The following is a 22,033-nucleotide window of genomic DNA, read 5'->3' on the forward strand; positions in this document are numbered from 1 at the left end:
CAGCACAAAAGGGGGTAATAGGAGTGGATAAACTGTTACGCATTGACCTGGGACGTCAGATGATCAAGGAAGAAAATCTGCCGGAAGCCTGGCAAAAATACGGGGGCAGGGCGTTGACCGCTGCTGTGTTGCGCGCAGAAGTAAATCCAAAGGTGGATCCCTTGTCTCCAGGCAATAAACTGGTGCTGGCAGCGGGCTTGCTGGCAGGCAGCGGGGTACCCTGTTCCGGGCGCTTGTCCATCGGGGCCAAAAGCCCTTTAACTGGCACCATAAAAGAGAGCAATGTAGGCGGAACAGCGGCCCAGCGCCTGGCCCGGCTGGGTTATCGCGGGATAATCATTGAAGGAAAGGCTGAGAATGGGCCAGCAGTGCTGGTGGTAAAAGGCGATGGAGCAGTTCTGGAACTGCGGCCCCAGCTGGCTGGGCTGGGGAATTACCAGACGGCGGCCCGGTTGCTGGCTGAATATGGGCCTGAAGCGGCGGTAATCAGCATTGGACCGGTGGGGGAACTGGCTTTGCCGGTGGCTTCTGTGGCGGTGACCAACCGGGAAGGATTGCCTTCCCGTCATGCCGGCCGCGGGGGCATGGGGGCAGTGATGGGCAGCAAGGGGCTGAAGGCCATTGTGCTGGTGGGCAAGGATGGCGTTTCCCGGCCCGCCGCTCAGCCGGAGCAATTTACTGCTGCCATGCGGGCCTGGTCGGAAGGGCTGATCAAGGGCAAAAAAGCCCTGACCCGGTTTGGTACTGCCATGCTGGTTAATGTCATCAATGGGATCGGCGGGTTACCCACCCGCAATTACCGACAGGGACGGTTTGAACTGGCGGAAAAACTGTCCGGAGAGGAACTGGAGGCCAGGGCTACCGCCCGGGGTGGCCGCACAGCTCATGCCTGTCACCGGGGCTGTGTTATCCGCTGTTCCAACATCTATCATGATGAACAGGGCCAGTATCTCACTTCCGCACTGGAATATGAAACCCTCTGTCTCCTGGGGTCCAACCTGGGGATTGGAGATATTGATGCCGTTGCCCGTTTTGACCGGCTCTGTGATGACCTGGGCATGGATACCATGGAAACAGGCGCTGCTCTGGGGGTAGCCATGGAAGGCGGTCTGCTTGCCTTCGGTGATACTGCCGGGGTGGAGGAATTGCTGAAAGAAGTGGGGGCCGGGACGGTGCGGGGCCGTCTGCTGGGACAGGGAGCGGCTACCGTTGGCAAGGTGCTGGGGGTAAAAAGGGTACCTGCAGTCAAGGGCCAGAGCCTCTCTGCCTATGATCCGCGGGCCCTCAAGGGAACAGGTGTAACCTATGCTACCTCGCCCATGGGAGCGGATCATACTGCCGGGAACTGTTTGCCAGGCCGGGGTGGTCTGGATACAAAGCAAGCTGCTGGCCAGGTGGACTTAAGCCGGCAGCTGCAGATAATCAGTGCTGCCTGTGATGCCCTGGGAGTATGTATTTTTGTTGGTCCCACGCCGGATAACGTGGATCCCCTGGCCCAGCAACTCACCTACTTCAATGGCAACACCTGGCATGAGCGGGATTTGCTGGAGCTGGGCAAAGAGGTACTGGCCATGGAACTGGAATTCAACCGCCAGGCCGGCTTCGGACCGGAGGATGATGACCTGCCCGCCTTCTTCCGGGAAGAAGTTTTGCCGGAAACGGGTACAGTTTTTGATTTGCCTCAATCCCAGCTGGCAGAGGTGTTTAGTGATTTTTTTCGTCCCGGGGGCAGCGGATGAGAAAATAATGCAAGGTGGAAAGAAGTTGATTCCGGTAATCGGGGGGGTAATCCCCCTTTTTTTTGTGGGAAAAAGAAAAAAACTGTAGTATAATAAAAATTAAAAGGAAAAAAACCTTGTAAGTAGAATATACAGTTTAATATCCTGAAGCATATTGAGGTGAGGGCATGCGAGTTGGACAGGCAATTGCCATTGGATTAGGAATTACCCTGCTGGAAACCCTCTTCCTCCTGGCTGGATTTAACAGCAACCTCTGGTTAACCGGTGGTTTTCTGGCGATAATAAACGGAGTCGGAGCCTACATCGCTCTGGATTATGCCGCCAGGCGCAGGGTTGTGACAGTACGTCTGGATGACCAGCCGGTGGACCCTACCCTGCAAATCGCCAATGAAACCCTGCCGGTCTTGCGCCGGGGGCTGAATGAGGAAACGGCCCGCAAGACGGCGGAAATTATTCAGAAGATCTCTGATGTAGCCGCTGTGGCCATTACCGACCGGGAAAAGGTGCTGGCCTATGTGGGAGCCGGGTGTGAACGACATCAGCCGGGACGTTTGATTTTGACCCATGCCACCAAACAGGTGATTGCTACAGGTGAACTAAAAATCGTAGAGAACAAGGAGAATTTGCGCTGCCCGGTCAAGGATTGTGACTGTCCCCTGGAAGCAGCGGTTATCGCCCCTTTGAAATGCCAGGGGAAAGTGGTGGGATGTGTCAAGCTCTACCAGACCAAACAGGGCAAAATTCCGCCCCATGTCATCAAACTGGCAGTGGGGATTGCCCAGCTTCTGGCGGTACAGATGGAACTGGCGGAGCTGGACAGGCAGGCCCAGCTGGTGACCAGTGCCGAGCTTCAGGCACTGCATGCCCAGATTAACCCCCATTTTCTTTTTAATACTCTTAATACTATCATTATGTTCAGCCGTACCAATCCCGAAACAGCCCGGCGCCTATTAATCCGCCTGGCCGCTTTTTTCCGCCATGCCTTGAAAAAACATCAAATGTTCAATACTTTAGAAGAAGAGCTGGAATATGTCAATACCTATCTGGTTCTGGAGAAAGCGCGTTTCAGGGAAAAGTTAAAAATCCTGCGGGATATTGACCCCGAGTTATTGCAGTATCAGGTGCCGGTGTTGACCATCCAGCCGCTGGTGGAAAATGCCATCAAGCATGGCATTACACCCAAAATGGGCAAAGGAGCAGTGCAGATTTCTGCCCGCAAGGTGGATGGTGAGCTGGAAATCGTGATCCGGGATGATGGAGTGGGCATACCCAGGGAAAAACTGCCCCTGGTTCTGACCCCTGGTTATGGCTCTGGCAACGGGGTAGGTTTGTCCAATGTCCATGAACGCCTGAAAGGCCTGTTTGGGGAAGACCACGGCCTGAAGATAGTCAGCGAAGAGGGCAAAGGCACTACTGTTACGGTACGGGTACCCTTACTGAAAGAGAAACATGTGGGAGGGGAAAGGCATGAAGTTGAAGGCTTTAATCGTAGATGATGAATATCCGGCCCGGAAAGAGCTGCGTTTTCTCTTGCAGCAGTTTGATAATGTCGAGGTGGTAGGGGAGGCAACCAATGCTCAGGAGGCTATGACTCTGATTAAGGCCCTGGATTACTCCATTTTGTTCCTGGATATTGAAATGCCTGGCATGAACGGCCTGGAGCTGGGGGCCCGGATTCGGGAATTGCCCAAACCCCCCAAAATCATTTTTGTTACTGCCTATGATGAATACGCAGTTAAGGCTTTTGATGTCGAGGCCATTGATTATCTGCTCAAACCCATTGATGAAAAGCGGCTGGCCCGGGCTATTGCCAAAGTGGAAAAAGCCATCTTGCAACAACAGCAAAAAGCAGATGAAGCCGGAGCGGAAGAAAGGGGTGCTGATGATGGACCAGCTTTAGGTCCGGTGCCCGGCAATATCAAAATTGACCGCATTCCGGCGGAAAAACAGGGTAAAACGGTGCTGGTCAATGAAGCGGATATCATTTATGCTTTTACAGAACAGGACTATGTTTATATTAAAACCTTTTCGGACAGACTTTTTACCAGATACACCCTGAAGGAACTGGAAAAACGCCTCAATCCCCAGGTCTTTTTCCGCACTCATCGTTGTTATATTGTCAATTTGCATAAAGTCAGGGAAATTGTGCCATTCTTCAATGGCACCTATACCTTGATCGTAGAAGACCAGGAAAAAAGCGAGGTTCCCGTCAGCCGGGCCAATGCCAAAAAACTGAAGAAAATTCTCGGCATGTAGGTTTGAACAGCTTACCCCCAGCAGATGCGCTGGGGGTCGGCTTTTGCGGAGGTGGGAAAGTGATTGTCGGCATCGGTACCGATATCATTGCCATAGAGCGCATCAGGCGGGCAGAAGAAAAAAGCGGTGGCCGCTTTAGCCAGCGGGTGCTGACGGCCGCTGAAAAAAGGATTTATGAAGGACGGCGGGATAGGATGGCTGTACTGGCAGCTCGTTTTGCTGCCAAAGAGGCGGTGGCCAAGGCGCTGGGGACAGGCCTGGGAGTGGTCTCCTGGCAGGATATCGAGATAGGGCGTAGCGAAACAGGCCGTCCGGTGGTGAGACTGACCGGGGAGGCGGAGCAGCAGGCCCGCCGCCTGGGCATAGGGGAGATTCAGCTTTCCCTATCCCACTGTCAGGAGTATGCGGTGGCTTTTGCTCTGGCTCTAAGGAAACCAGGAGGTGTTTGAAATGCTGGTTTTGAAACCGGAGGAGATGAGACAGCTGGATCAGCTGGCGATAAAGAAGCTGGGCATTCCTGGAGCAGTGTTGATGGAAAATGCCGGAGTCCAGGTGGTACAGGCTGTGGAAAAATTGCTGGGGGAATTACGGGGCAAAAGGGCTACCATTCTGGTGGGCAAAGGCAATAATGGTGGGGATGGACTGGTAGTGGCCCGCCATCTGCTCAACCGGGGTATGGAGGTCAAAACATTGCTTCTGGCAGCTCCTGAGGAAATCCGGGGCGATGCCCGCCTCAACCTGGAGATATTACATAACCTGGGTTACAAAGTCCATTATGCCGGGCAGCCGTCCAGTCTCAATACCGTCAAGGTTGCCCTGCTCTATACCGATATCATTATTGATGCCATTTACGGTACCGGTTTTCAGGGCTCGGTGCCGGAATATGTAGGTCAGGTTATTAATCTGGTCAATGACAGCGGGAAGCCGATTGTGGCGGTGGATATTCCTTCCGGGGTAGAAGGAGCCAGTGGGCATGTTCACGGTCCGGCGATCAAGGCTACTGCTACCGTCACCATGGCCTATCCGAAAGTAGGGCTGGTGGTAGAACCGGGAGCCAGTTTCTGCGGTCAGCTGCTGGTGGCGGATATCTCCATACCAACGGTACTGGAAAAGGAAGTGATCGCCCGGCGGCAGTTGCTGCAGGGTGAACTGGTAGCCAGCTGGCTACCCCGGCGGGCTGCGGAAGGCCATAAGGGTACCTATGGTAAGGTGGTAGTAGTGGCGGGGAGCCGCAACATGTCGGGAGCTGCGGTGCTGGCCACTCTGGGCGCCTTGCACGGAGGAGCAGGCCTGGTAGAGGTAATTGTCCCCCGTTCCCTGCAGGACCGGGTGGCAGTGGCTGTACCGGCAGCCCTGACCCGCGGGGCAGAGGAAACCCCGAGCGGGACCCTGGCGGAAGCGGCGCTGGAGGAAATCACCGCTGGCCTGGCGGGAGCCCAGGCGGTGGTAATCGGGCCAGGACTGGGACAGGAGGAAGAGACCGGCCGCTTGTTTCGCCAGGTACTGGAGCGGATTGGTTGTCCGACTGTGATCGATGCGGATGGGTTGAACTACCTGGCGGCAGCAGGGGAAAAACTGCAATTGCCTCCAGGCACTATTCTTACTCCCCATCCTGGCGAAATGGCTCGTCTCACTGGCCTAACCACTGCTGAAGTACAAAAGGACCGGCTGGCAGCGGTGGAACGGGCCTGGCGCAACTGGCAGGCGGTAATAGTGCTGAAAGGCGCCCGTACCTTGATTGCGGCCGGGGAAAACTGCTATTATTTCAATCCCACCGGCAACCCCGGTATGGCTACAGGGGGCAGCGGGGATGTTCTGGCCGGTTTGATTGGGGCTTTGCTGGCTCAGGGGCTGTCGCCGGAACAGGCAGCAGCAGCAGGGGCCTGGCTGCATGGCCGGGCCGGAGATCTGGCCCGCGAAGAAATGGGAGAGCTGGCGTTGACAGCACTGGATGTGGTAAATTATTTACGGAAAGTATCCCGGGAAATTTGGCAGTTGGGAGGTAGTAAGCTATGATGGCCAGGGAAATAATGACCAGGGATGTTATTACTGTGCATCTGGAAGATTCAGTGGAAAAGGTGGCCCGCTTGCTGGCGGAAAAAGGCATCAGCGGAGTTCCGGTGGTAAATGATGAAAATAAACTGGTGGGGATAGTGACTGAAGGGGATTTTATCGTCCGCAGCAAGAAATTGCGGGTACCTACCTATTTTCAGCTGCTGGGCGGGGTCATCTATTTTGAAAGCCCGCACCGGCTGGAGGAAGAATTGCGGAAAATGACTGCTACCAGGGTCAAGGATATTATGACCGAGGATGTAATCAGCATTGTAGAAGAAACACCCATTGAGGAAATTGCCACTATTATGGTGGAGAAAAAAATCAACCGCCTGCCGGTGGTGCGCAATCACAAGGTAGTGGGAATTGTTTCCCGCTCGGATCTGGTAAAAGCGATGGTGGGAATGAAAAAACCCCACCACCATGGGGAAGAGAGGCAGGGAGAATAATGCATTGCCGGCCGGTTTGGGCGGAAATAGATTTGGGAGCGATAGGACATAATGTGCGGGAACTCAGGCGGGTAACCCAGCCCCGGGCCAGGTTGATGGCAATTGTCAAGGCCAATGCCTACGGGCATGGGGCGGTGGAAGTGGCACGGGTAGCCCTGGCTAACGGAGCAGAACGCCTGGGGGTGGCCCTTTTACAGGAAGCCATTGAATTGAGACGGGCCGCCTTCGGGGTGCCCATCCTGATTCTGGGCTATACGCCTCCTGATGGGGCTCTGGATGTGGTTAAATATAACCTGACTCAGACTGTTTTTGATTACCAGGGAGCAGAAGCCCTCTCCTGGGCAGCAGTACAGCTGCGCAAAACCGCCAAAATTCATCTTAAACTGGATACCGGCATGGGCAGGCTGGGGTTTGTCACTACCAACCCCCGTTCCCTGGAAGAAATTTTGCGGATAGCCCGCTTACCAGGGCTGGAAATCGAGGGGATATATACCCATTTCGCCTCCAGTGATAGCAAGGATAAAACTTCGGCTCTAAGGCAGCTGGAGCTCTTCCGCAACTTTGTGGACCAGCTGGAAAAGCTGGGACTGGAAATTCCTCTTAAACACACTGCTAATAGCGGGGCTATTCTGGATATGCCCTCTGCCCATCTGGATCTGGTACGGGCCGGGATTGCCCTCTATGGCCTGTACCCTTCCGATGAAGTGAAAAAGGAAAAAGTGGCCCTGCGTCCGGCGATGACCTTGAAGGCGCGCATCGCCTATGTTAAGGAAGTGGGGCCTGGCAGCGGGATCAGTTATGGCTCAACCTATGTCACCAGTGGCTGGGAAAGGATTGCTACCATCCCGCTGGGTTATGCTGACGGCTATAACCGCCGGCTTTCCAACCGGGCCGAAGTGCTGATCAAAGGCCAGCGCTGCCCGGTGGTAGGGCGGGTTTGTATGGATCAGTTTATGGTGCGGGTCTCCCATCTGGAGCAGGTAACAGCCGGGGAGGAAGTGGTCCTTTTTGGCCGGCAGGGCCAGGCTGAATTGCCGGTGGATGAACTGGCCAGCATGCTGGATACTATCAATTACGAGCTGGTTTGTGCAGTTAGCAGCAGGGTGCCCCGCATCTATGTCTAAAACCAGGCCACAATCCAGGGAGCCAGGAAGGAGGTTAGGATGGCTGCCACTGCCATGGCTACTCCGGCCAGGGCACCCTGGGTTTCGCCTTCCTGCAGGGCAATGGCTGTGCCCTGACCATGGGAAGTGGTACCCAGAGCCAGACCCCGGGCAGCGGCATCATTTATTCCAGTTTTATTCATCAACCAGGGGCCAATGGCAGCGCCGATCATGCCGGTAGCCACCACAAAGGCTACGGCCAGAGCTGGATCACCTCCGATAATCCTGGCAATTTCCAGTGCGATAGGTGCTGTTACTGATTTGGGGGCCAGGGAGAGCAAAATGGTGCGCTGCAGCTGAAAGAAAAGGCCCACTCCCAGCACTGTAAACATGGAACTGACAGCTCCAGCGGCTATGGCTGTCAGGTAGCCGACCAGATTGGTTTTAAGTAGACGGCTATTGCGATAAAGAGGGACGGCCAGGGCTACTGTTGCGGGACCAAGCAGAAAGGTCATGATGTCCCTGGCCTGTTTATAATCATCAAAAGTGAGATTAAAACTGCTTAAAACGAGAATTATGATGGTGGTGGAAACAATCACTGGATTAAGCAGAGAAATCCCGGTGCGCAAAAACAGCTTGCGGCTGAACCAGTAACATAAAATGGTGAGAATGATGGAAAAAAAAGTAATCACTGGCCTTCAACCTCCTTCCGGCCCAGACGCTGGGCAGTATAACCTGTTACCAGGATGGTAACAGCGGCACTAATTAGCAGGGCCAGAAAAAGCTGCAGGCCTGCCTGCCGGAACAGATGCCCCCAGGCCATCAGGCCAACGGAGATGGGAATAAAGAAAAAAGCCAGGTGTTTAAGTAAAAGGTTTGCTCCTGCTTCAATCCAGGCCAGGGGGATAAGGCCACTGACCAGAGCGAAAAACAGCAGCGACATGCCCAGCACGTTTCCCGGGATGGGCACATGGGTTAAGGAGGCCAGATAGTTTCCCAGTTGATAAATGCCATATAACAACAGCCACTGGCTCAGGATCTTCAACCATTTCTGCAACATCCATTCCACCTCCTGGTAAGACTTAACCCTTAAATTAATCCCCTGGTCTTCTCTACGGAAGAGCCAGGGGATAATTTCCATGCTTTATTCTTCCAGGGTAGTCAGGTCACCGGGATCCTGACCTAGCTCCTGAGCTTTCAGTAAACGGCGCATGATTTTGCCAGAACGGGTTTTGGGCAATTTGGGGACAAAATCCAGTTCAGAGATAATTACTATGGGGCCCAGTTCATTGCGGACGTGGTTGACCAGCTCTTTTTTCAGTTCCTCTGTCCCCTCATAACCCAGTTTCAGGATGACGAAAGCTTTCAGTACTTCTCCTTTAACCGGATCGGGCTTGCCGATAGCGGCTGCTTCGGCTACTGCGGGATGGCTGACCAGAGCGCTTTCCACTTCCGCAGTACCGATGCGATGGCCGGCAATGTTCAGCACATCATCAGCCCGGCCCAGTACGGTGAAATACCCTTCTTCATCTTTCACTGCCACATCCCCGGTCAGATAATAGCCGGGAATAGTGGTCCAGGTTTTGCTGTAACGTTCATCATCACCGAAAACAGTGCGCAGCATGTGGGGGAAGGGGTTTTTCAGGACCAGCAAGCCGCCTTTGTTAGGAGGCTGGGGATTACCGGCTGAATCCACTACATCGGCCACCACTCCCGGCAGGGGGACTCCCACTTTCCCTGGTTTGGCAGCCATGGCTGGCAGAGTGCCCAGAGTGGGTCCGCCCAGCTCTGTTTGCCACCAGTTATCCACGATGTACCCGCCCTGGCTGGAAAGCAATACTTCATAGGCCCAGCGCCAGGCCTCGGGGTTCAGAGGCTCGCCAGCACAGGTAATCAGGCGCAGGGAAGTCATGTTGTATTCTTTGGGATAGGTATCCCCGTATTTCATCAACAGGCGTATGGCAGTGGGGGCGGTAAAGATAACGGAGACCCTATATTTTTCTACTATTTCCCAGGGAGTGGCGGGACTGGGATAATCCAGGGCCCCTTCCCGGAAAACGGTGGTAATGCCCGCTACCAGGGGCGCATAGACAATATAGGAATGGCCTACAATCCAGCCAATATCGGAAGTACACCAGAAAATATCATCATCCTTGAGGTCCATGAAAGTCCGGGCATGATAGTAAGTGCCCACCATGTAGCCGCCGTGGACATGCAATACTCCTTTGGGTTTACCGGTAGTGCCTGAGGTGTAGAGAATGAAGAGGGGATCTTCTGCTTCCATAACTTCGGCGGGACAATCGGGTTTGTGGTTGAAGAGGGTGAGGAAATCCACTTCATTGTCTTTCAGGGGCACTTTTTCGGTTTTACGCTGCCAGAATATCACTTTTTCAACACAGCTAACCCCTTCCAGAGCTTGATCGACTATGCTTTTGAGATCCACTTCCTTGCCGCGGCGATAACCGATATCGGCAGTGATCACCAGTTTGGCCTGCGAGTCGTTAATCCGTTCCCGCAGGGCACCGAAGCCGAGACCGGCATAAACCACACTGTGGATAGCTCCCAGCCTGGCACAGGCCAGCATGGAGATTACCCCTTCTAAGGTCAGGGGCATGTAGATAATGACCCGGTCGCCTTTTTGCAAGCCCAGGGCTTTCAGGCCATTGGCAAAACGGCAGACCCGGTCATAGAGCTGGGCATAGGTTAGAGTCTGTTCACTGCCATCTTCACCCAGGAAAATAAAGGCGGCCTTGTTTTTCCGCCAGGTATTGAGGTGCCGGTCCAGGGCATTATAGGTAATATTGCATTTCCCCTCGCTAAACCAGCGATGTTTGGGATATTCCCATTCCAGGACTTTTTCCCAGGGCGAAAACCATTCCAGCTCAGCTGCTACTTTGCCCCAGAATTCCTCCGGCTGGCTGACGGAATAAGGATAGATTTCTTCGTAATTGGGCAGGGCAGCATTTTCTTTAATTCTGGCCGGGGGCTCATATTTTGTTTCTACCTGCAACAGGTTATCCAGCTTAAGATCTTCCAAACTGTCCACCTCCAGTGATAAAAATCTTTCTTACCACTATTTTTGACTAAAAATATAAAAAAGTGAATAAATATGCATTAAATCAGCAAAAAAGGGAGGGGAACAGTCGCTGGCGCGGGGTAAAAAAATTACCAGCCATTTACCTTTAATTGAGCTGCCATTCAATATATAATAAAGAAAGACTATGAATGGGGGAGGAAAGAACCATGGATTTGCTCACAGCATTAGAAGAAGCATTACAGGAGGAAATAGAAGCCCAAAAAAAATACCGGGAAGCAGCTGCCCAGGCAGCCGATCCCGAAACCCGCTTGCTCTTTGAACAATTGGTTCGTGAGGAGGAACAGCACGAAAAACGCATTCGTGAAAGAATAAAAGCGGTCAAGCTTTTAGGCTATTAATAAATGGCAGATAAAAAGAGCATAAGGCCAAATAGGGCAACCAGGAGAGCCAGGGAAATTCTGAGCTTACTTCTGGCTGCTGAGTGGCCCTGGAATTTTTCCGCGGAAAAATGGGTAACTGCTACAGCAGCACTGGCAAAACCCACAACTACCGCTAGCTTGAGCAGGGCCGGAATGTGATGAAAGGTGGTTTCTGGAGTCAGGGTTTTCCAGATGGACAGGCTATAATAGATAACCACTATAAACTCAATGAATGCGGCCGCTACTTGCAGGGAGAGGCCTTCCTTCTGGAGCAGCACTGTTTCATTGGCATGAATCAGTTCTACCTGGGTTTGGACTACATCAATGGCGGCTTTGGCGTTCTGGAGTGAAAGCTGTAATTGCTGGGAAGTATTATGGAAATCTTTGAGCTGGTTACTGAACTCAGGCAATACATCTGTTAACAGTGCTTTAGGACCGGCGCTTTCTTTGGTTAAACGCAGGAGAATTTTGCTCTGCCGGTTGATATCCAGCTGTAAAGTGGCTTCAATATTCTTGAGTACCAGGGCATTACTGCCCAGGGTGCCATAGAGCTGGGCCAGTTCCTGCAGGGTTTCTTCCCAGAAGAGGCTTTTTTCTTTTTCCGATTGCTGTTCCAGCTGTTTCTGTTTATGCAGAATGCTGGCCAGGCGGCGGTCGATTTCCCGCTTGTCTTGAGTGATCATTTTTCTCTGGTCTTTAAACAAGCGCAGCTCCTGGTTCAGGCAAAAAAAGCCCAGATCCAGCAGGGGTAAGTCCCTCAGGGCCAAAGGCTCCAGGGAGCGATCTGCTACAGGGAGCAGGTGATAATAATGGTGCTGCCTATTTGCATAGTTATGCCGCAAGAGGCCATATTTGGTGACTGTAGTGGCAGTCTCCTGCAAAAGCGGCCGGGGCAAATCCAGTTCCTCTGCCGGAGCGACGACCAGGGTAGTCTGGCCCAGAAGATAATCAGCATCTTCGGGTGAAGTCACCACTTCGGGCAGAAGCTGGGCTGGTGAGCCTTCCAGCCATTGTACGACAATCGTTATGGTTTCAAATTCGAACAGAAGTGCCCTGCCGGCGGGAATGACTATTTCTTTTAACAGATTAAGTTCATTTTCATTGACCAGATCGGCCCAGGCAGGAGGAGATTCTGTACCTAGCTGGTGGTTACTCAATTGTTGCCAGAGGTTGACGATCTCTGCTTCGTCCCGGGAAAACAGATACTGATAATGAATAATACCGTTTCTTGCCATCTTTTGCCTCCTTTCCCCTAGCATAAAGTATATCATTTGCCACCCGGGGAAGCAAAGGGGTATAATAGATTTAAGTATATTCAGAGGAGGCGGGTGTATGTATACTGACCAGGAACTTAAGGCAATTCTGGATGAGATGCGGACAATTGCCATCGTGGGCATTTCCGACAAAGAAGACCGGCCCAGTTACCGGGTGGCAAAGTACCTGCAGGACCAGGGGTACAGGATCATTCCCGTCAATCCCCGTTTGCAGGAGGTGCTAGGGGAAAAAGCCTATCCTGACCTGAAGAGCATTCCTGAACCTGTAGATGTGGTGGATGTTTTCCGCAAACCGGAAGAAGTGGTGCCAGTAGCCCGGGAAGCAGTGGAAATCGGGGCGAAAGTTCTCTGGTTACAACTGGGGATTCAAAATGAGGAAGCGGAAAAACTGGCTGCTGCAGCAGGACTTAAGACCGTAGCAGATCGTTGCCTGAAAATAGAACATGCACGTTTAATGGAGAGGGGTTAATCGATGCAAGTTAGCTTGGAGTGTGTACCCTGTTATTTGCGCCAGGTATTGAATGCCATGCAACACGGTGAGATACCCGCTGAAGAACAGGGTAAAATACTGGACCAGATTCTCCTTGAGATTCCGCAGCTGGACAAGACTGCCACTCCGGCTTTAAACTCTTCCCTGTTATTGCACCGTTTGCAGGAAATGGCCGGGGTCGGGGATCTTTTCCAGGAGGCCAAGGAAAAATCCAATGAGCAGGCCCTGGCCTTATTACCCCTGCTGCGGGAAATGGTCAGTGAGGCGGATTGGCCGCTGGAACTGGCAGTTAAGCTGGCTGTAGCCGGTAATATAGTGGATCTGGGGATATTGCAGGATTATGACCTGGAGGCCAGCATTCGACAAGTTTTACATGAACCTTTTACCATTTACCATCTCCCGGCACTGGCCCAGGATCTGCGCACAGCCCGGAAGGTGCTGATTATCGGGGATAACAGCGGGGAAATCATTTTTGATTCTCTGCTGGTGGAACAATTGCTTGCTTTGGACCTGGAGGTAACTTACAGTGTCAAAGCCGGGCCCATTCTCAATGATGCTACCCGTGAGGATGCGGAAGCTGCTGGCTTGCCCCGGTTGTGCCGGGTGATCGATACCGGAAATAATTTTCTCGGCGTAGTTCCCGAACGTTCAGGACAGGAGTTTTTACAGGCCATGGCTGAAGCTGATGTGGTTATTTCCAAAGGCCAGGCCAATTATGAGTCTCTGGAGGGTACGGAACTGGCTGGTGAAAAAACGTATTTTTTGCTCAAGGCCAAATGCCCACTGGTAGCAGCTCATCTAGGGGTTGAACTGGGCGACCTGGTACTGAAAAAGAATGACTTGAGGCGGTAAAACTCATGAAGAAAAAAGGCCTGTACTTTATTGGAATTATTATCCTGTTAGCTGGCGCATTCTATTATTTTTGGCCGCGACCGGGGGTACAGCCTCAGTTTCAGCAACAACCGGTAACAAGACTGGGCGAAGAAGGCCGGGTTGCAGTGCTGGAATATCATGATTTTAATTCGCCCGGAGGGTTTAGTATCTCCGGCGAGCAATTTCGCCGTCAGCTCCAGGCACTGCGCCAGGCAGGCTATACTCTGGTCACCCCTGAAGAATTTCGGGACTGGTTACAGGGAAAAAAGGAGATAAAGGATAAGAGCATTCTCCTCACTATTGATGATGGTTATGCCAGTGTTGCCGAGATTGTTCCCATTCTGCGGGAATTCAAAGCGCGGGCCCTGGTCTTTCTGGTTACTTCCCGTACAGGCAAACCGAAATTGACTGACGCTCAGCTGCAGGAGTTTGCTGACGTTCTACGGCCGGAAAGTCATACCCATAATCTGCACTATCAAGGGGAGATCAGACCGGGGAAAACAGGACCAGCCCTGACCTCCCGTCTCTGGCTGGCTGCTGAAGGTCGCCAGGAGAACAGGGATGAGTATAAATTGCGCCTGAGAACCGACCTGGAAACAAGTCTGGCTACTTTACTACCAGTTAATAAACGGCCGGAATTTTTCGCCTATCCCTATGGGGTAAGCAACAGTGATGTAATTCAGTTATTGAAGGAACATGGAATCAAATTTGCCTTTGGTACCAAGCCTGGCCTGGTCACTCGCAAGAGCGATCCCTGGTACTTGCCCCGTTTTGAGGTAGGCATGCCGTCCTTTACCCCGGAACGGCTGCTGGCCATGCTGGAAGTGGAGTTTGGCAAGAGGGAAGCCTTCAGTGGCTGGCAACTGGCTGGCATTGATAACTTCCAGCCCAGGATTTTCTGGCTGGAGGAAGGCCAGGTACGGGAAGCCCTGCAAATTACCGGGCCGGGCTGGAAATTCCAAAAAATAACCAGGGACCAGCTGGGACCATTTCGACGCTGGCAGTTGAGCTGGGAAAAAGAGAATGGGGAAAAACTGGCCATCGACCTTTACTCTGTTCCAGGCGGGGGCATGTACCTGCTGGAGTGGACCCCTGCTAATCAGGATAGTAAGTTAGTCTACCACTGGCAACGGGTAGGGGAAAAGGGGCCCTGGCAGGTGCGGACCATATCCTATCGGCCCTCTCAGTATGGCCCTTACAGTCAACTGGCTTCAATGGTTACTACCAGCTCCTGGCCTGCTCCAGACGACAAATGGCTGGTCCAACCCAACCGCGGCTATTTCTGGCCGGGGCAGAAAGGGGAAGTCTATCTCAGTCGCGGTGACAGCTGGGAGGTTCTGCAGGAAGATACCCGCAGGGAACTGGACCCAGGGGCCAAAGTACAATTGCATAGCAACCAGTATGGTACTGCTCTCTGGTATTCCGTTACCGGGCTAAAACCCGGCCAGGCTTACAGCCAGTGGGGTGCCGTTGCCAGTGAGCAGTTGCTTAACTGGGAGAATCAGATTAGCATTGCCGATGTGCGTCGGGCTGATGGTGACCGTTATCGTAAAGTTTTACGCGATGGGATCTATAACCAAACCCCGGGTGGATATGAGCCCGGGGGGGAGCGGGTCTTCTGGCGTATCCCCGCCCAGCATGTGGGCATGATGGCATTAGACCATGATGAGGTATTTTTCCGAAACCTGGTTGCCCTCAGCCTGTTTAATGCCGTTGAGCGCCAGAATCAGGCCGGGATCTGGCCGACAGAACATCTTGTTAAAAATTTGAAAGAAAAATATGGTCTGGACCAGCCTTTCTTTGATACGCGCTTTAATACCGATACCGGTATGTTTTTATTAAAGGTGTATCGTCAATACCAGATTCAGGCTGCCTGCCAGAAGGCGGAGCAGTACGGTAAATATCTCTGGCTCTATGTGGAAAATAACCATTTTACCACTCAAAACAAAGGCTATCTGGTTTATGATTACCAGAATCTAACGGCTAGCAAAGTAATTACCCATACCAGTCTCAATCATCAGCTAGCCGAGATCAACTTTTTCCTGGAACTGTATTTGTTAACTGGTGAGGAGGCCTGGTTGACTCAGGCAGAGAAAATGCTACAGGGCATCAGGGATATTGGTACAGCCTGGATTAAACCAGATGGAGATTTGCATTATGCCTACTTGCCAGATGGCAGTTTGGGCATGCAGGATTATCCGCTGGTAACCCTGAAGGATTTGTTGTATACCCAGGAGCTGCTGTTGAAAATCAAAGGGAGTCGAGATCCCTTGCTGGACCAGCTGATAAGCAGCAAACAGGCGTATTTACAAAAACAAAAACTAGGACCGCAATAGCGCGGCCCTAGTTTTTTGTTTCTTCAGCATATTGCAAAATCCGGTTGAGGATTTCTTCCCGGCGCTGATTGATGGCGGTGAAATCCATGGCGGGAATGTAGTAGGTTTCCATGCGGTCATGTTCGGCTTTGGCTTCTTTAATATATTTAACCGCCCGGTAGAAAGAGGTCCAGAAACGGCCTTTAACACTGTCGATTTCAGTAGTATAGAGAGATAAACGCTGACGATTGAGATAATCATTTAGATTATAAATTGTAGCTGTTGCCGGCAGCTGCAGGTCTGAGGGGATATTGCCATTGATAACTGCCACTTTCAAGGCGGGGATGATGATCCCATCCAGTTTGGTCGGGTCAAAGGAGCAATGATAGGCCTGGCAGTCCAGTCCTAGCAACTGGGCCCTGGTCAGGAGCCGTTCGATCAGGGTGGATTTGCCGGTGCCTGGATCTCCTTGCAGGACAAAGATTTTATCAACACCAATCAACAAGGTATCCCAGCTGTTTACCGGGCCGAGGGGTGTGATGGCTGAGGCAAAAAGGCGACGGATTTTGGCGGGACGGATAAACTGGGGTTTAATATCAGCAAAGATTTCCTCTTCTAGTTTGAGGGTAAGGCGGTTAACCTGAGGAAAATTCTGGCTTTCCTGCAGATAGGATTCCCATTCATCCAGAACAATCTTGGCTTCCGCCAGAGCCTGATAGGCGATGACAAAGAGGCGGCCCACCCGGGCATTGCTTTCCATGATGGCAGTCTTATTGGCCCGCAGCATATCTTCCTGCCAGTGGTCACCGAGATGGATGATTTCGTCTACTGCCCCGGGGTTTTTGGGATCAACTCCATGGGGGGCGGTACCATCCAGCAAGGCGATCCGCAGAGCGGGGATTACCACGCCATCCAGGGAATTATTGTCGGAAGAACAGCAGTGAAATTCTACTTCATACCCCTGTTCCAGCATGGCTTCACCGATACGGCGCATGAAGGTGGACTTACCGACCCCGGGGCCACCCTTGATAACGAAAATGCGGGTAGCATCGGGTTCAATCATGTGATGATAGAGAGAATAGAATCCCTGACAAGTGTTCCCACCCGGGAAAAGACGCCGTAGAATTCCTTTGTTCACTCTCGAACCTCCCTAGTTGTTTTGGGCTTTTGCCCTAATAAATATATATGATATTTTTAGGCAAGTGTGCATAGAAAATTCACAATTATCAGTTTGCCAAGATAGAATTCTGGTTTTGATTGTTCATTTGATCATCATTCATTGAAGCTCCCCTCCTTTAAATTTCCGTGCTTAACCGGCGCACGTTGCCGTAATATAAAAACCACTTTAATATGCTTATAACGCAAGAAGCGCCTAAGTCTCACTTAGACGCTTCTTAGGAACTCCATCTACTCTTGGTAGCTGAGCTTATAAAAATACCACCTCAACCGCTTTGGTTGGGTGGTTATTAATTCACTTGTGGGTTTAGCTTTCCTTCGACAACTTCATTAAGATACCACCACCAATGGGACTTAGGCTTATTCTTTTGTTCTGCTTCTAAAAAACCTTTTAATGCCTTATAAAACAGTGGGGCTCTCTCAATGAGAATTCTATCCAGCTTTTTAATTTCCTCTTTTTCTGTTTCATTGAAGTCATTAATATGTTCCTGAATAACATCTCTGCATGCTAACTCATATAAATGTTCAAATGGGCTAAGGTCCCATTCACCATTGACAAAAATATCATAGCCTTTAATTAAATGTTTATTGTCCATTAGGCCTCAACTCCTTTACAGTGCCTAAAAAATTCATGCCATTCTTCTTTATATATTCTTCATAATTCATTCTATCAACTTTAAATGCAGTATCGATAACCTTATTCTGCCCGATTATTGCAATCCATTCTTTATCGCCAAACACATAATACTTTTGTTTGAATCCTTCTTTGTGATATAAATATACCTCATTATCAGCTTTAGAACATAACTCTTGTATTTTTCTATTATAGTCATCTAAAGTCCAATTTTCCGGTATATGTCCCCGCTTTTTTCTTTTATTAAGATGCTCAATATCCTTACCGCTTTTCCATTGTGGTCCATCATTAATAACAGTATCTGAGATGATTATAGCATTATATTTATCCTCATTCAACTGATAATGCTTTATTACCTGCGCATCAAAACCAACAGGCTTTTTGCCTGTATCTTCATATGTTTTTTTAAGTTTTTTATATGCCTCCATCTTTTCTTCCAATGGAGCATTCTCACTTAATAAAACTTCCCTTGCCCTTTTCCGGTTAGTAGCTATTGTCACCGCATCCCGCATTTCTTTGTATGCCTGCTTCTCTTCTTCGCTTCGTGGGTCTTTGGTAAGCGAAGTATTGCTGTATTTTTGTACCTTATCTGCTTCCGGATCCAGCTCTCTCACATAAGGATGCAAAGAATGCCGGCAATTAGGATGGATCGGCGGCCTGTATTCATCCATAAGCTTCGGATAACGTTTATCTTCTCCACTAATGCTAAACACCTTGCCCTGCAGCGGAGCACATTTTTCGCAGGTTGGATAATGCGTTGTTATCTTCACCAAATCAAGCCCCGCTTCCCGGCAGGTGTTTATCGTGGCCGCGCTAGCCGCTTCCCTGGTGGTAGTCCTGGCCACCATCTCAGCGTAAGAGTCCAACCTCCATTTTCTGCCCAGCTTGTCCACAAAAGCAGTCTGTCCCTGGTCAAGCAGCCGCTGGATTACCCGCTGTTTCATGTCCTTTATCGTGGTACCGCTGGCCATTTTGCGTCCGGCTTCTTCAAGGGCAACGCGCCTGAATTGGTCATCAATTCGCCGTCCTATAAACTGAAAGGAATCGTGCATACTCATGAGGTGAAGAAGCCTGTATCGCGCCGTCTGTTTTTAATGGCAGCAGGCCACACCCTGTTAGGAGTACTGCTGCCGGCGGGATTAAAGGCGGTAGCTACTGAACCAGTATATCAGCAAGTTGACTGGGAACAAGTCTGGGCGGGGAAAGAATGGGGATATGTTGTCGATGTGTCCCGTTGTATCGGATGTGCCCGCTGTGTGCTGGCCTGCAAACTAGAAAACGGGGTACCGCTGCAAGAGCCAGTTAACCAGGGACAAGTCGGAACTGATGCTTTTTTATTATGGCCGACAAACCTTACATGGGTCATAGCCGGCTTTGATAGCCTGTTCCCGGCTGTTAAACCATACGCGATGGCTGGGACTGATTTTTTGGGCCCATTTACAGCTGGGATAATGAAACTTCCGGGAATTAGAATTACCCAAATAGGATTTTTTGCTAACTGTGGGGGAAGATACCCGGCTCGTTCCGGTCTTTTCCGTAATCCCCCAGAGGCCTTTGTTTTGGTTGCGGGCTTCCCGCTGTAATTTGACAAACAGGTCAGCATATTTCACATTGGGAGGAACGGTCATGACCTGGGCATAACCATTCTGCAGCAGGATAGCATTGAACATCTTCTTCCGGACTTCCGGTTCCCGGGTGGAAGCGGGTTTTTCCAGCCAGACATAGGCCAGGAGGCGACCATATTTGTCCCGTTTTTCTACATCGAATTCCAGGAAAACTTTACGGCCCTTTAAGGCACTGGTAGTATATTTTTGGGCAGCCTGGCCATAGGGTTGTTCCTTGATGCCCAGCTCGGGATGGGCGATTTCAGGAGTATTGACCCCGATCATCCTTACCCGTTCATTTTTACCGTTAAATAAAACATGAATAGTATCACCATCAGCAATGGAAACTACTCTGGCAGGTGTAAACTGCTGGTTCCCGCTAAAAGCAAAGCTAAATGGCAGCAAAAGCAGTAGAAGGAGAAAAATAAATCTGTTCTTGGATATCAAATTCATAGCGTAACACCTCCGCTAGTTTTATTATACATATTTATTAATTTGTTTAAAAGTCATTGCCGAGATTAGTGTCGTAACAAAACTTTACCTCCTGAGCAATATTCTCTATAGGAATATGTATTTTCCTGTTTATATAAACTAAGCTTGTAAAATGCTTTGCTCAATCTAGAAGAAATTGGAGGGTTAAAAAATGGCAAATAGATTGGCAACTGAGAAGTCACCATATTTATTACAACATGCTCAAAATCCGGTTGACTGGTATCCCTGGGGTGAGGAAGCTTTCCAGCGGGCCCAAAAAGAGGACAAGCCAATCTTCCTATCTATTGGGTACTCAACTTGCCACTGGTGTCATGTCATGGAAAGGGAAAGCTTCGAGGACGAGGAAGTGGCGGAAATTCTTAACCGATACTTTGTTTCCATCAAGGTGGATAGAGAGGAGAGGCCTGATGTTGACCAGGTCTATATGACTGTATGTCAGGCTATGACCGGGCAGGGCGGTTGGCCCTTAACTATTATTATGACCCCGGAGAAAAAACCATTCTTTGCAGGCACCTATTTTCCCAAACAAAGCCGGCATGGCATGCCAGGGCTGGTGGATATACTGCAGCGAGTAGCGCAACTGTGGCAGGAAGAACGGGAACAGTTACTGGAAACAGGAGACAGGATAGTAGAGGCTATACGACAGGAGCAGCCGGAAGGGGAGACAGAAGAATTGAAGACAGCTACATTTGAAAAAGCCTTCCAGCATTTTTCCCGCTCCTTTGATCCGGACTATGGTGGATTTGGGCCTCCGCCCAAATTTCCCACTCCTCATATAGCCGGTTTTTTGTTGCGTTACTGGCGGCTAATGGGTGAGGAGAAAGCCCTGGCGATGGTAGAAAAGACCCTGGAAGCCATGTATTTAGGGGGAATTTATGACCATATCGGATATGGGTTTAGCCGTTATTCCACAGACCGTTACTGGTTAGTACCCCATTTTGAAAAAATGCTTTATGATAATGCCCTTCTGATTTATCTTTATTCAGAAGCCTACCAGTGTACCAATAATCCCCGTTATGCCCGGATTGTTACCGAAATAATTACTTATATCTTGCGGGAGATGACCCATCCTGAAGGGGGATTTTATTCCGCTCAGGATGCTGATTCGGAGGGGGAAGAAGGCAAATACTATGTCTGGCAACCGGGAGAGGTCATAAAAATCCTGGGGGAAGGGCGGGGACAAGCCTTTTGTCAGGCCTATGACATTACGGTTAAAGGCAATTTTGAAGGTAAAAACATCCCTAATTTAATCAAAAGCGGATGGGTCGATGGGTTTGAACAGGAGAAAGAAAGATTGTACCGACATCGGCTACAGCGCATCCCTCCTTATAAAGACGATAAAATCCTGACGGCCTGGAATGGGTTGATGATAGCTGCCTTAGCTTTTGCCGGCAGGGTATGGCAAAAAGAGGAATGGACTGGAGCTGCGGCTAAGGCAGTCCAATTTATCTATCGCCATCTTTTCCGGGAAGATGGTCGGCTATTAGCCCGCTACCGGGAAGGAGAGGCGCAGTATCCTGCTTATCTTGATGATTATGCCTTTCTGACCTGGGGGCTACTGGAACTTTATCTTACCACTCTCAAGTCCGAATACTTGCAAAAGGCGGAAAAGCTGGCTGAGGAAACAGTGGATTTGTTCTGGGATAATACCAGTGGCGGCTGTTTCTTTTACGGCCACGATAGTGAAGAGTTATTTCTGAGACCCAAAGAAGTGTATGATCATGCCCTGCCGGCGGGCAACTCCGTAATGGCTTATAACTTCTGGCGTCTCTGGGCCATAACCGGTCAGGAAAGATGGCGCGATCTGCTGGATAAACAGCTGCAGGCTTTTGCTCCAGTTGTTAACAGGGTGCCGATGGCTGCTACCTTTTTCCTGCAGGTTTGCTGGCTGGAAGAACAAACTCCCCTGGAAGTTACCATAAGTGGGCGATCGGAAGAAGCGGAAATTAAGACCTTGATTTACCAGCTTTCCCGGCGTTTTCGGCCGGAACTGGTGATTACTATTAAACCCGAGGACAAGCCTTTGACTTACATGGTGTGTCACAAGCAGGCCTGCCGGCCGCCGGTTAATAATCTTGAAGAACTGCTAAAAATGCTGGCCGAATAATAAAACCGCCCCC

Annotated in this window: 20 protein-coding genes; 12 read left to right on the forward strand and 8 right to left on the reverse strand. The window is 50.7% G+C overall.

Features of this window, described 5'->3' with window-relative positions; all coding sequences use genetic code 11:
- Positions 1-23 precede the first annotated feature (23 nt).
- The 7 genes from B5D20_RS01775 (at position 24) to alr (ending at position 7,620) form a co-directional block, all read left to right on the forward strand.
- A complete protein-coding gene (locus B5D20_RS01775; protein ID WP_078664517.1) occupies positions 24-1,739 on the forward strand; it encodes an aldehyde ferredoxin oxidoreductase C-terminal domain-containing protein in 1,716 nt (571 codons plus the stop codon).
- Positions 1,740-1,906: 167 nt separating this feature from the next.
- Complete coding sequence (locus B5D20_RS01780; protein ID WP_078664518.1) at positions 1,907-3,235, forward strand: histidine kinase; 1,329 nt, start codon at positions 1,907-1,909, stop codon at positions 3,233-3,235.
- Positions 3,207-3,995, forward strand: a complete 789-nt coding sequence (locus tag B5D20_RS01785) for a LytR/AlgR family response regulator transcription factor (protein ID WP_078664519.1) — start codon at positions 3,207-3,209, stop codon at positions 3,993-3,995. Before B5D20_RS01780 ends, B5D20_RS01785 begins: the two co-directional genes overlap by 29 nt.
- Positions 3,996-4,054: 59 nt before the next feature.
- Entirely contained in the window at positions 4,055-4,444 is a 390-nt protein-coding gene (gene acpS, locus B5D20_RS01790) for a holo-ACP synthase (protein WP_078664520.1), read from the forward strand.
- Between the two features lies 1 nt (position 4,445).
- A complete protein-coding gene (locus B5D20_RS01795; protein WP_078664521.1) occupies positions 4,446-6,011 on the forward strand; it encodes an NAD(P)H-hydrate dehydratase in 1,566 nt (521 codons plus the stop codon).
- Positions 6,008-6,496, forward strand: a complete 489-nt coding sequence (locus tag B5D20_RS01800) for a CBS domain-containing protein (RefSeq protein WP_078664522.1) — start codon at positions 6,008-6,010, stop codon at positions 6,494-6,496. The genes B5D20_RS01795 and B5D20_RS01800 overlap by 4 nt, the downstream gene beginning before the upstream one ends.
- Positions 6,496-7,620 carry an alanine racemase gene (gene alr, locus B5D20_RS01805; RefSeq protein WP_078664523.1) on the forward strand — a complete coding sequence of 375 codons (1,125 nt, stop codon included), beginning with the start codon at positions 6,496-6,498 and terminating at the stop codon, positions 7,618-7,620. Before B5D20_RS01800 ends, alr begins: the two co-directional genes overlap by 1 nt.
- On the opposite strand, the gene B5D20_RS01810 is transcribed toward alr, so the two are convergent.
- From B5D20_RS01810 to acs, 3 genes are all read right to left on the reverse strand, one after another.
- A complete protein-coding gene (locus B5D20_RS01810; RefSeq protein ID WP_078664524.1) occupies positions 7,617-8,291 on the reverse strand; it encodes an LrgB family protein in 675 nt (224 codons plus the stop codon). The two genes, alr and B5D20_RS01810, sit on opposite strands and share 4 nt — an antisense overlap.
- A complete protein-coding gene (locus tag B5D20_RS01815) occupies positions 8,288-8,659 on the reverse strand; it encodes a CidA/LrgA family protein (protein WP_242952031.1) in 372 nt (123 codons plus the stop codon). Before B5D20_RS01815 ends, B5D20_RS01810 begins: the two co-directional genes overlap by 4 nt.
- Positions 8,660-8,743: 84 nt before the next feature.
- Positions 8,744-10,645: an acetate--CoA ligase gene (acs, locus tag B5D20_RS01820; protein ID WP_318262671.1), complete on the reverse strand. Its 1,902-nt coding sequence runs from the start codon at positions 10,643-10,645 to the stop codon at positions 8,744-8,746.
- A 197-nt stretch (positions 10,646-10,842) separates the two neighbouring features.
- Between acs and B5D20_RS01825 the strand changes: the two genes are divergently transcribed.
- Positions 10,843-11,034: a ferritin family protein gene (locus B5D20_RS01825; RefSeq protein ID WP_159071917.1), complete on the forward strand. Its 192-nt coding sequence runs from the start codon at positions 10,843-10,845 to the stop codon at positions 11,032-11,034.
- Here the strand turns inward: B5D20_RS01825 and B5D20_RS01830 are convergent.
- Positions 11,031-12,290, reverse strand: a complete 1,260-nt coding sequence (locus B5D20_RS01830) for a hypothetical protein (RefSeq protein WP_078664526.1) — start codon at positions 12,288-12,290, stop codon at positions 11,031-11,033. The genes B5D20_RS01825 and B5D20_RS01830 overlap by 4 nt on opposite strands.
- Before the next feature lie 97 nt (positions 12,291-12,387).
- Here B5D20_RS01830 and B5D20_RS01835 point away from each other — a divergent pair, with 97 nt between their 5' ends.
- Genes B5D20_RS01835 through B5D20_RS01845 form a run of 3 tightly spaced genes read left to right on the forward strand, consistent with a single transcriptional unit; the run spans position 12,388 to position 16,028 of the window.
- Positions 12,388-12,798, forward strand: a complete 411-nt coding sequence (locus tag B5D20_RS01835) for a CoA-binding protein (RefSeq protein WP_078664527.1) — start codon at positions 12,388-12,390, stop codon at positions 12,796-12,798.
- A gap of 3 nt (positions 12,799-12,801) precedes the next feature.
- Positions 12,802-13,671, forward strand: coding sequence for a damage-control phosphatase ARMT1 family protein (locus B5D20_RS01840; RefSeq protein ID WP_078664528.1), 870 nt, complete (start codon positions 12,802-12,804; stop codon positions 13,669-13,671).
- Between the two features lie 5 nt (positions 13,672-13,676).
- A complete protein-coding gene (locus tag B5D20_RS01845) occupies positions 13,677-16,028 on the forward strand; it encodes a polysaccharide deacetylase family protein (RefSeq protein ID WP_078664529.1) in 2,352 nt (783 codons plus the stop codon).
- A 7-nt stretch (positions 16,029-16,035) separates the two neighbouring features.
- Here B5D20_RS01845 and B5D20_RS01850 read toward each other — a convergent pair whose 3' ends face one another.
- The 4 genes from B5D20_RS01850 to B5D20_RS14045 form a co-directional block, all read right to left on the reverse strand.
- Positions 16,036-17,145 (reverse strand): PRK06851 family protein, encoded by a 1,110-nt coding sequence (locus tag B5D20_RS01850; protein ID WP_078664530.1) that lies wholly within the window; start codon positions 17,143-17,145, stop codon positions 16,036-16,038.
- Positions 17,146-17,473: 328 nt separating this feature from the next.
- The gene (locus B5D20_RS01855; protein WP_078664531.1) at positions 17,474-17,779 is read right to left on the reverse strand and encodes a hypothetical protein; all 306 of its coding nucleotides are present in this window, start codon (positions 17,777-17,779) and stop codon (positions 17,474-17,476) included.
- Positions 17,769-18,875: a phage minor capsid protein gene (locus B5D20_RS01860; protein WP_078664532.1), complete on the reverse strand. Its 1,107-nt coding sequence runs from the start codon at positions 18,873-18,875 to the stop codon at positions 17,769-17,771. The genes B5D20_RS01855 and B5D20_RS01860 overlap by 11 nt, the downstream gene beginning before the upstream one ends.
- Positions 18,876-19,154: 279 nt before the next feature.
- Positions 19,155-19,874: a thermonuclease family protein gene (locus B5D20_RS14045; RefSeq protein ID WP_078664533.1), complete on the reverse strand. Its 720-nt coding sequence runs from the start codon at positions 19,872-19,874 to the stop codon at positions 19,155-19,157.
- A gap of 190 nt (positions 19,875-20,064) precedes the next feature.
- Between B5D20_RS14045 and B5D20_RS01870 the strand changes: the two genes are divergently transcribed.
- A complete protein-coding gene (locus B5D20_RS01870; RefSeq protein ID WP_078664534.1) occupies positions 20,065-22,020 on the forward strand; it encodes a thioredoxin domain-containing protein in 1,956 nt (651 codons plus the stop codon).
- Positions 22,021-22,033 lie beyond the last annotated feature (13 nt).

The sequence above is a fragment of the Carboxydocella sporoproducens DSM 16521 genome, assembly GCF_900167165.1.
Lineage (GTDB): Bacteria > Bacillota.

Coding starts and splice junctions, on each gene's coding strand:
- B5D20_RS01780 (WP_078664518.1), top strand. CDS start 1,907: ATGCGAGTTGGACAGGCAATTGCCATTGGATTAGGAATTACCCTGCTG.
- B5D20_RS01785 (WP_078664519.1), top strand. CDS start 3,207: ATGAAGTTGAAGGCTTTAATCGTAGATGATGAATATCCGGCCCGGAAA.
- B5D20_RS01795 (WP_078664521.1), top strand. CDS start 4,446: ATGCTGGTTTTGAAACCGGAGGAGATGAGACAGCTGGATCAGCTGGCG.
- B5D20_RS01800 (WP_078664522.1), top strand. CDS start 6,008: ATGATGGCCAGGGAAATAATGACCAGGGATGTTATTACTGTGCATCTG.
- alr (WP_078664523.1), top strand. CDS start 6,496: ATGCATTGCCGGCCGGTTTGGGCGGAAATAGATTTGGGAGCGATAGGA.
- B5D20_RS01815 (WP_242952031.1), bottom strand. CDS start 8,659: ATGTTGCAGAAATGGTTGAAGATCCTGAGCCAGTGGCTGTTGTTATAT.
- B5D20_RS01825 (WP_159071917.1), top strand. CDS start 10,843: ATGGATTTGCTCACAGCATTAGAAGAAGCATTACAGGAGGAAATAGAA.
- B5D20_RS01830 (WP_078664526.1), bottom strand. CDS start 12,290: ATGGCAAGAAACGGTATTATTCATTATCAGTATCTGTTTTCCCGGGAC.
- B5D20_RS01835 (WP_078664527.1), top strand. CDS start 12,388: ATGTATACTGACCAGGAACTTAAGGCAATTCTGGATGAGATGCGGACA.
- B5D20_RS01840 (WP_078664528.1), top strand. CDS start 12,802: ATGCAAGTTAGCTTGGAGTGTGTACCCTGTTATTTGCGCCAGGTATTG.
- B5D20_RS01845 (WP_078664529.1), top strand. CDS start 13,677: ATGAAGAAAAAAGGCCTGTACTTTATTGGAATTATTATCCTGTTAGCT.
- B5D20_RS01855 (WP_078664531.1), bottom strand. CDS start 17,779: ATGGACAATAAACATTTAATTAAAGGCTATGATATTTTTGTCAATGGT.
- B5D20_RS01860 (WP_078664532.1), bottom strand. CDS start 18,875: ATGAGTATGCACGATTCCTTTCAGTTTATAGGACGGCGAATTGATGAC.
- B5D20_RS14045 (WP_078664533.1), bottom strand. CDS start 19,874: ATGAATTTGATATCCAAGAACAGATTTATTTTTCTCCTTCTACTGCTT.
- B5D20_RS01870 (WP_078664534.1), top strand. CDS start 20,065: ATGGCAAATAGATTGGCAACTGAGAAGTCACCATATTTATTACAACAT.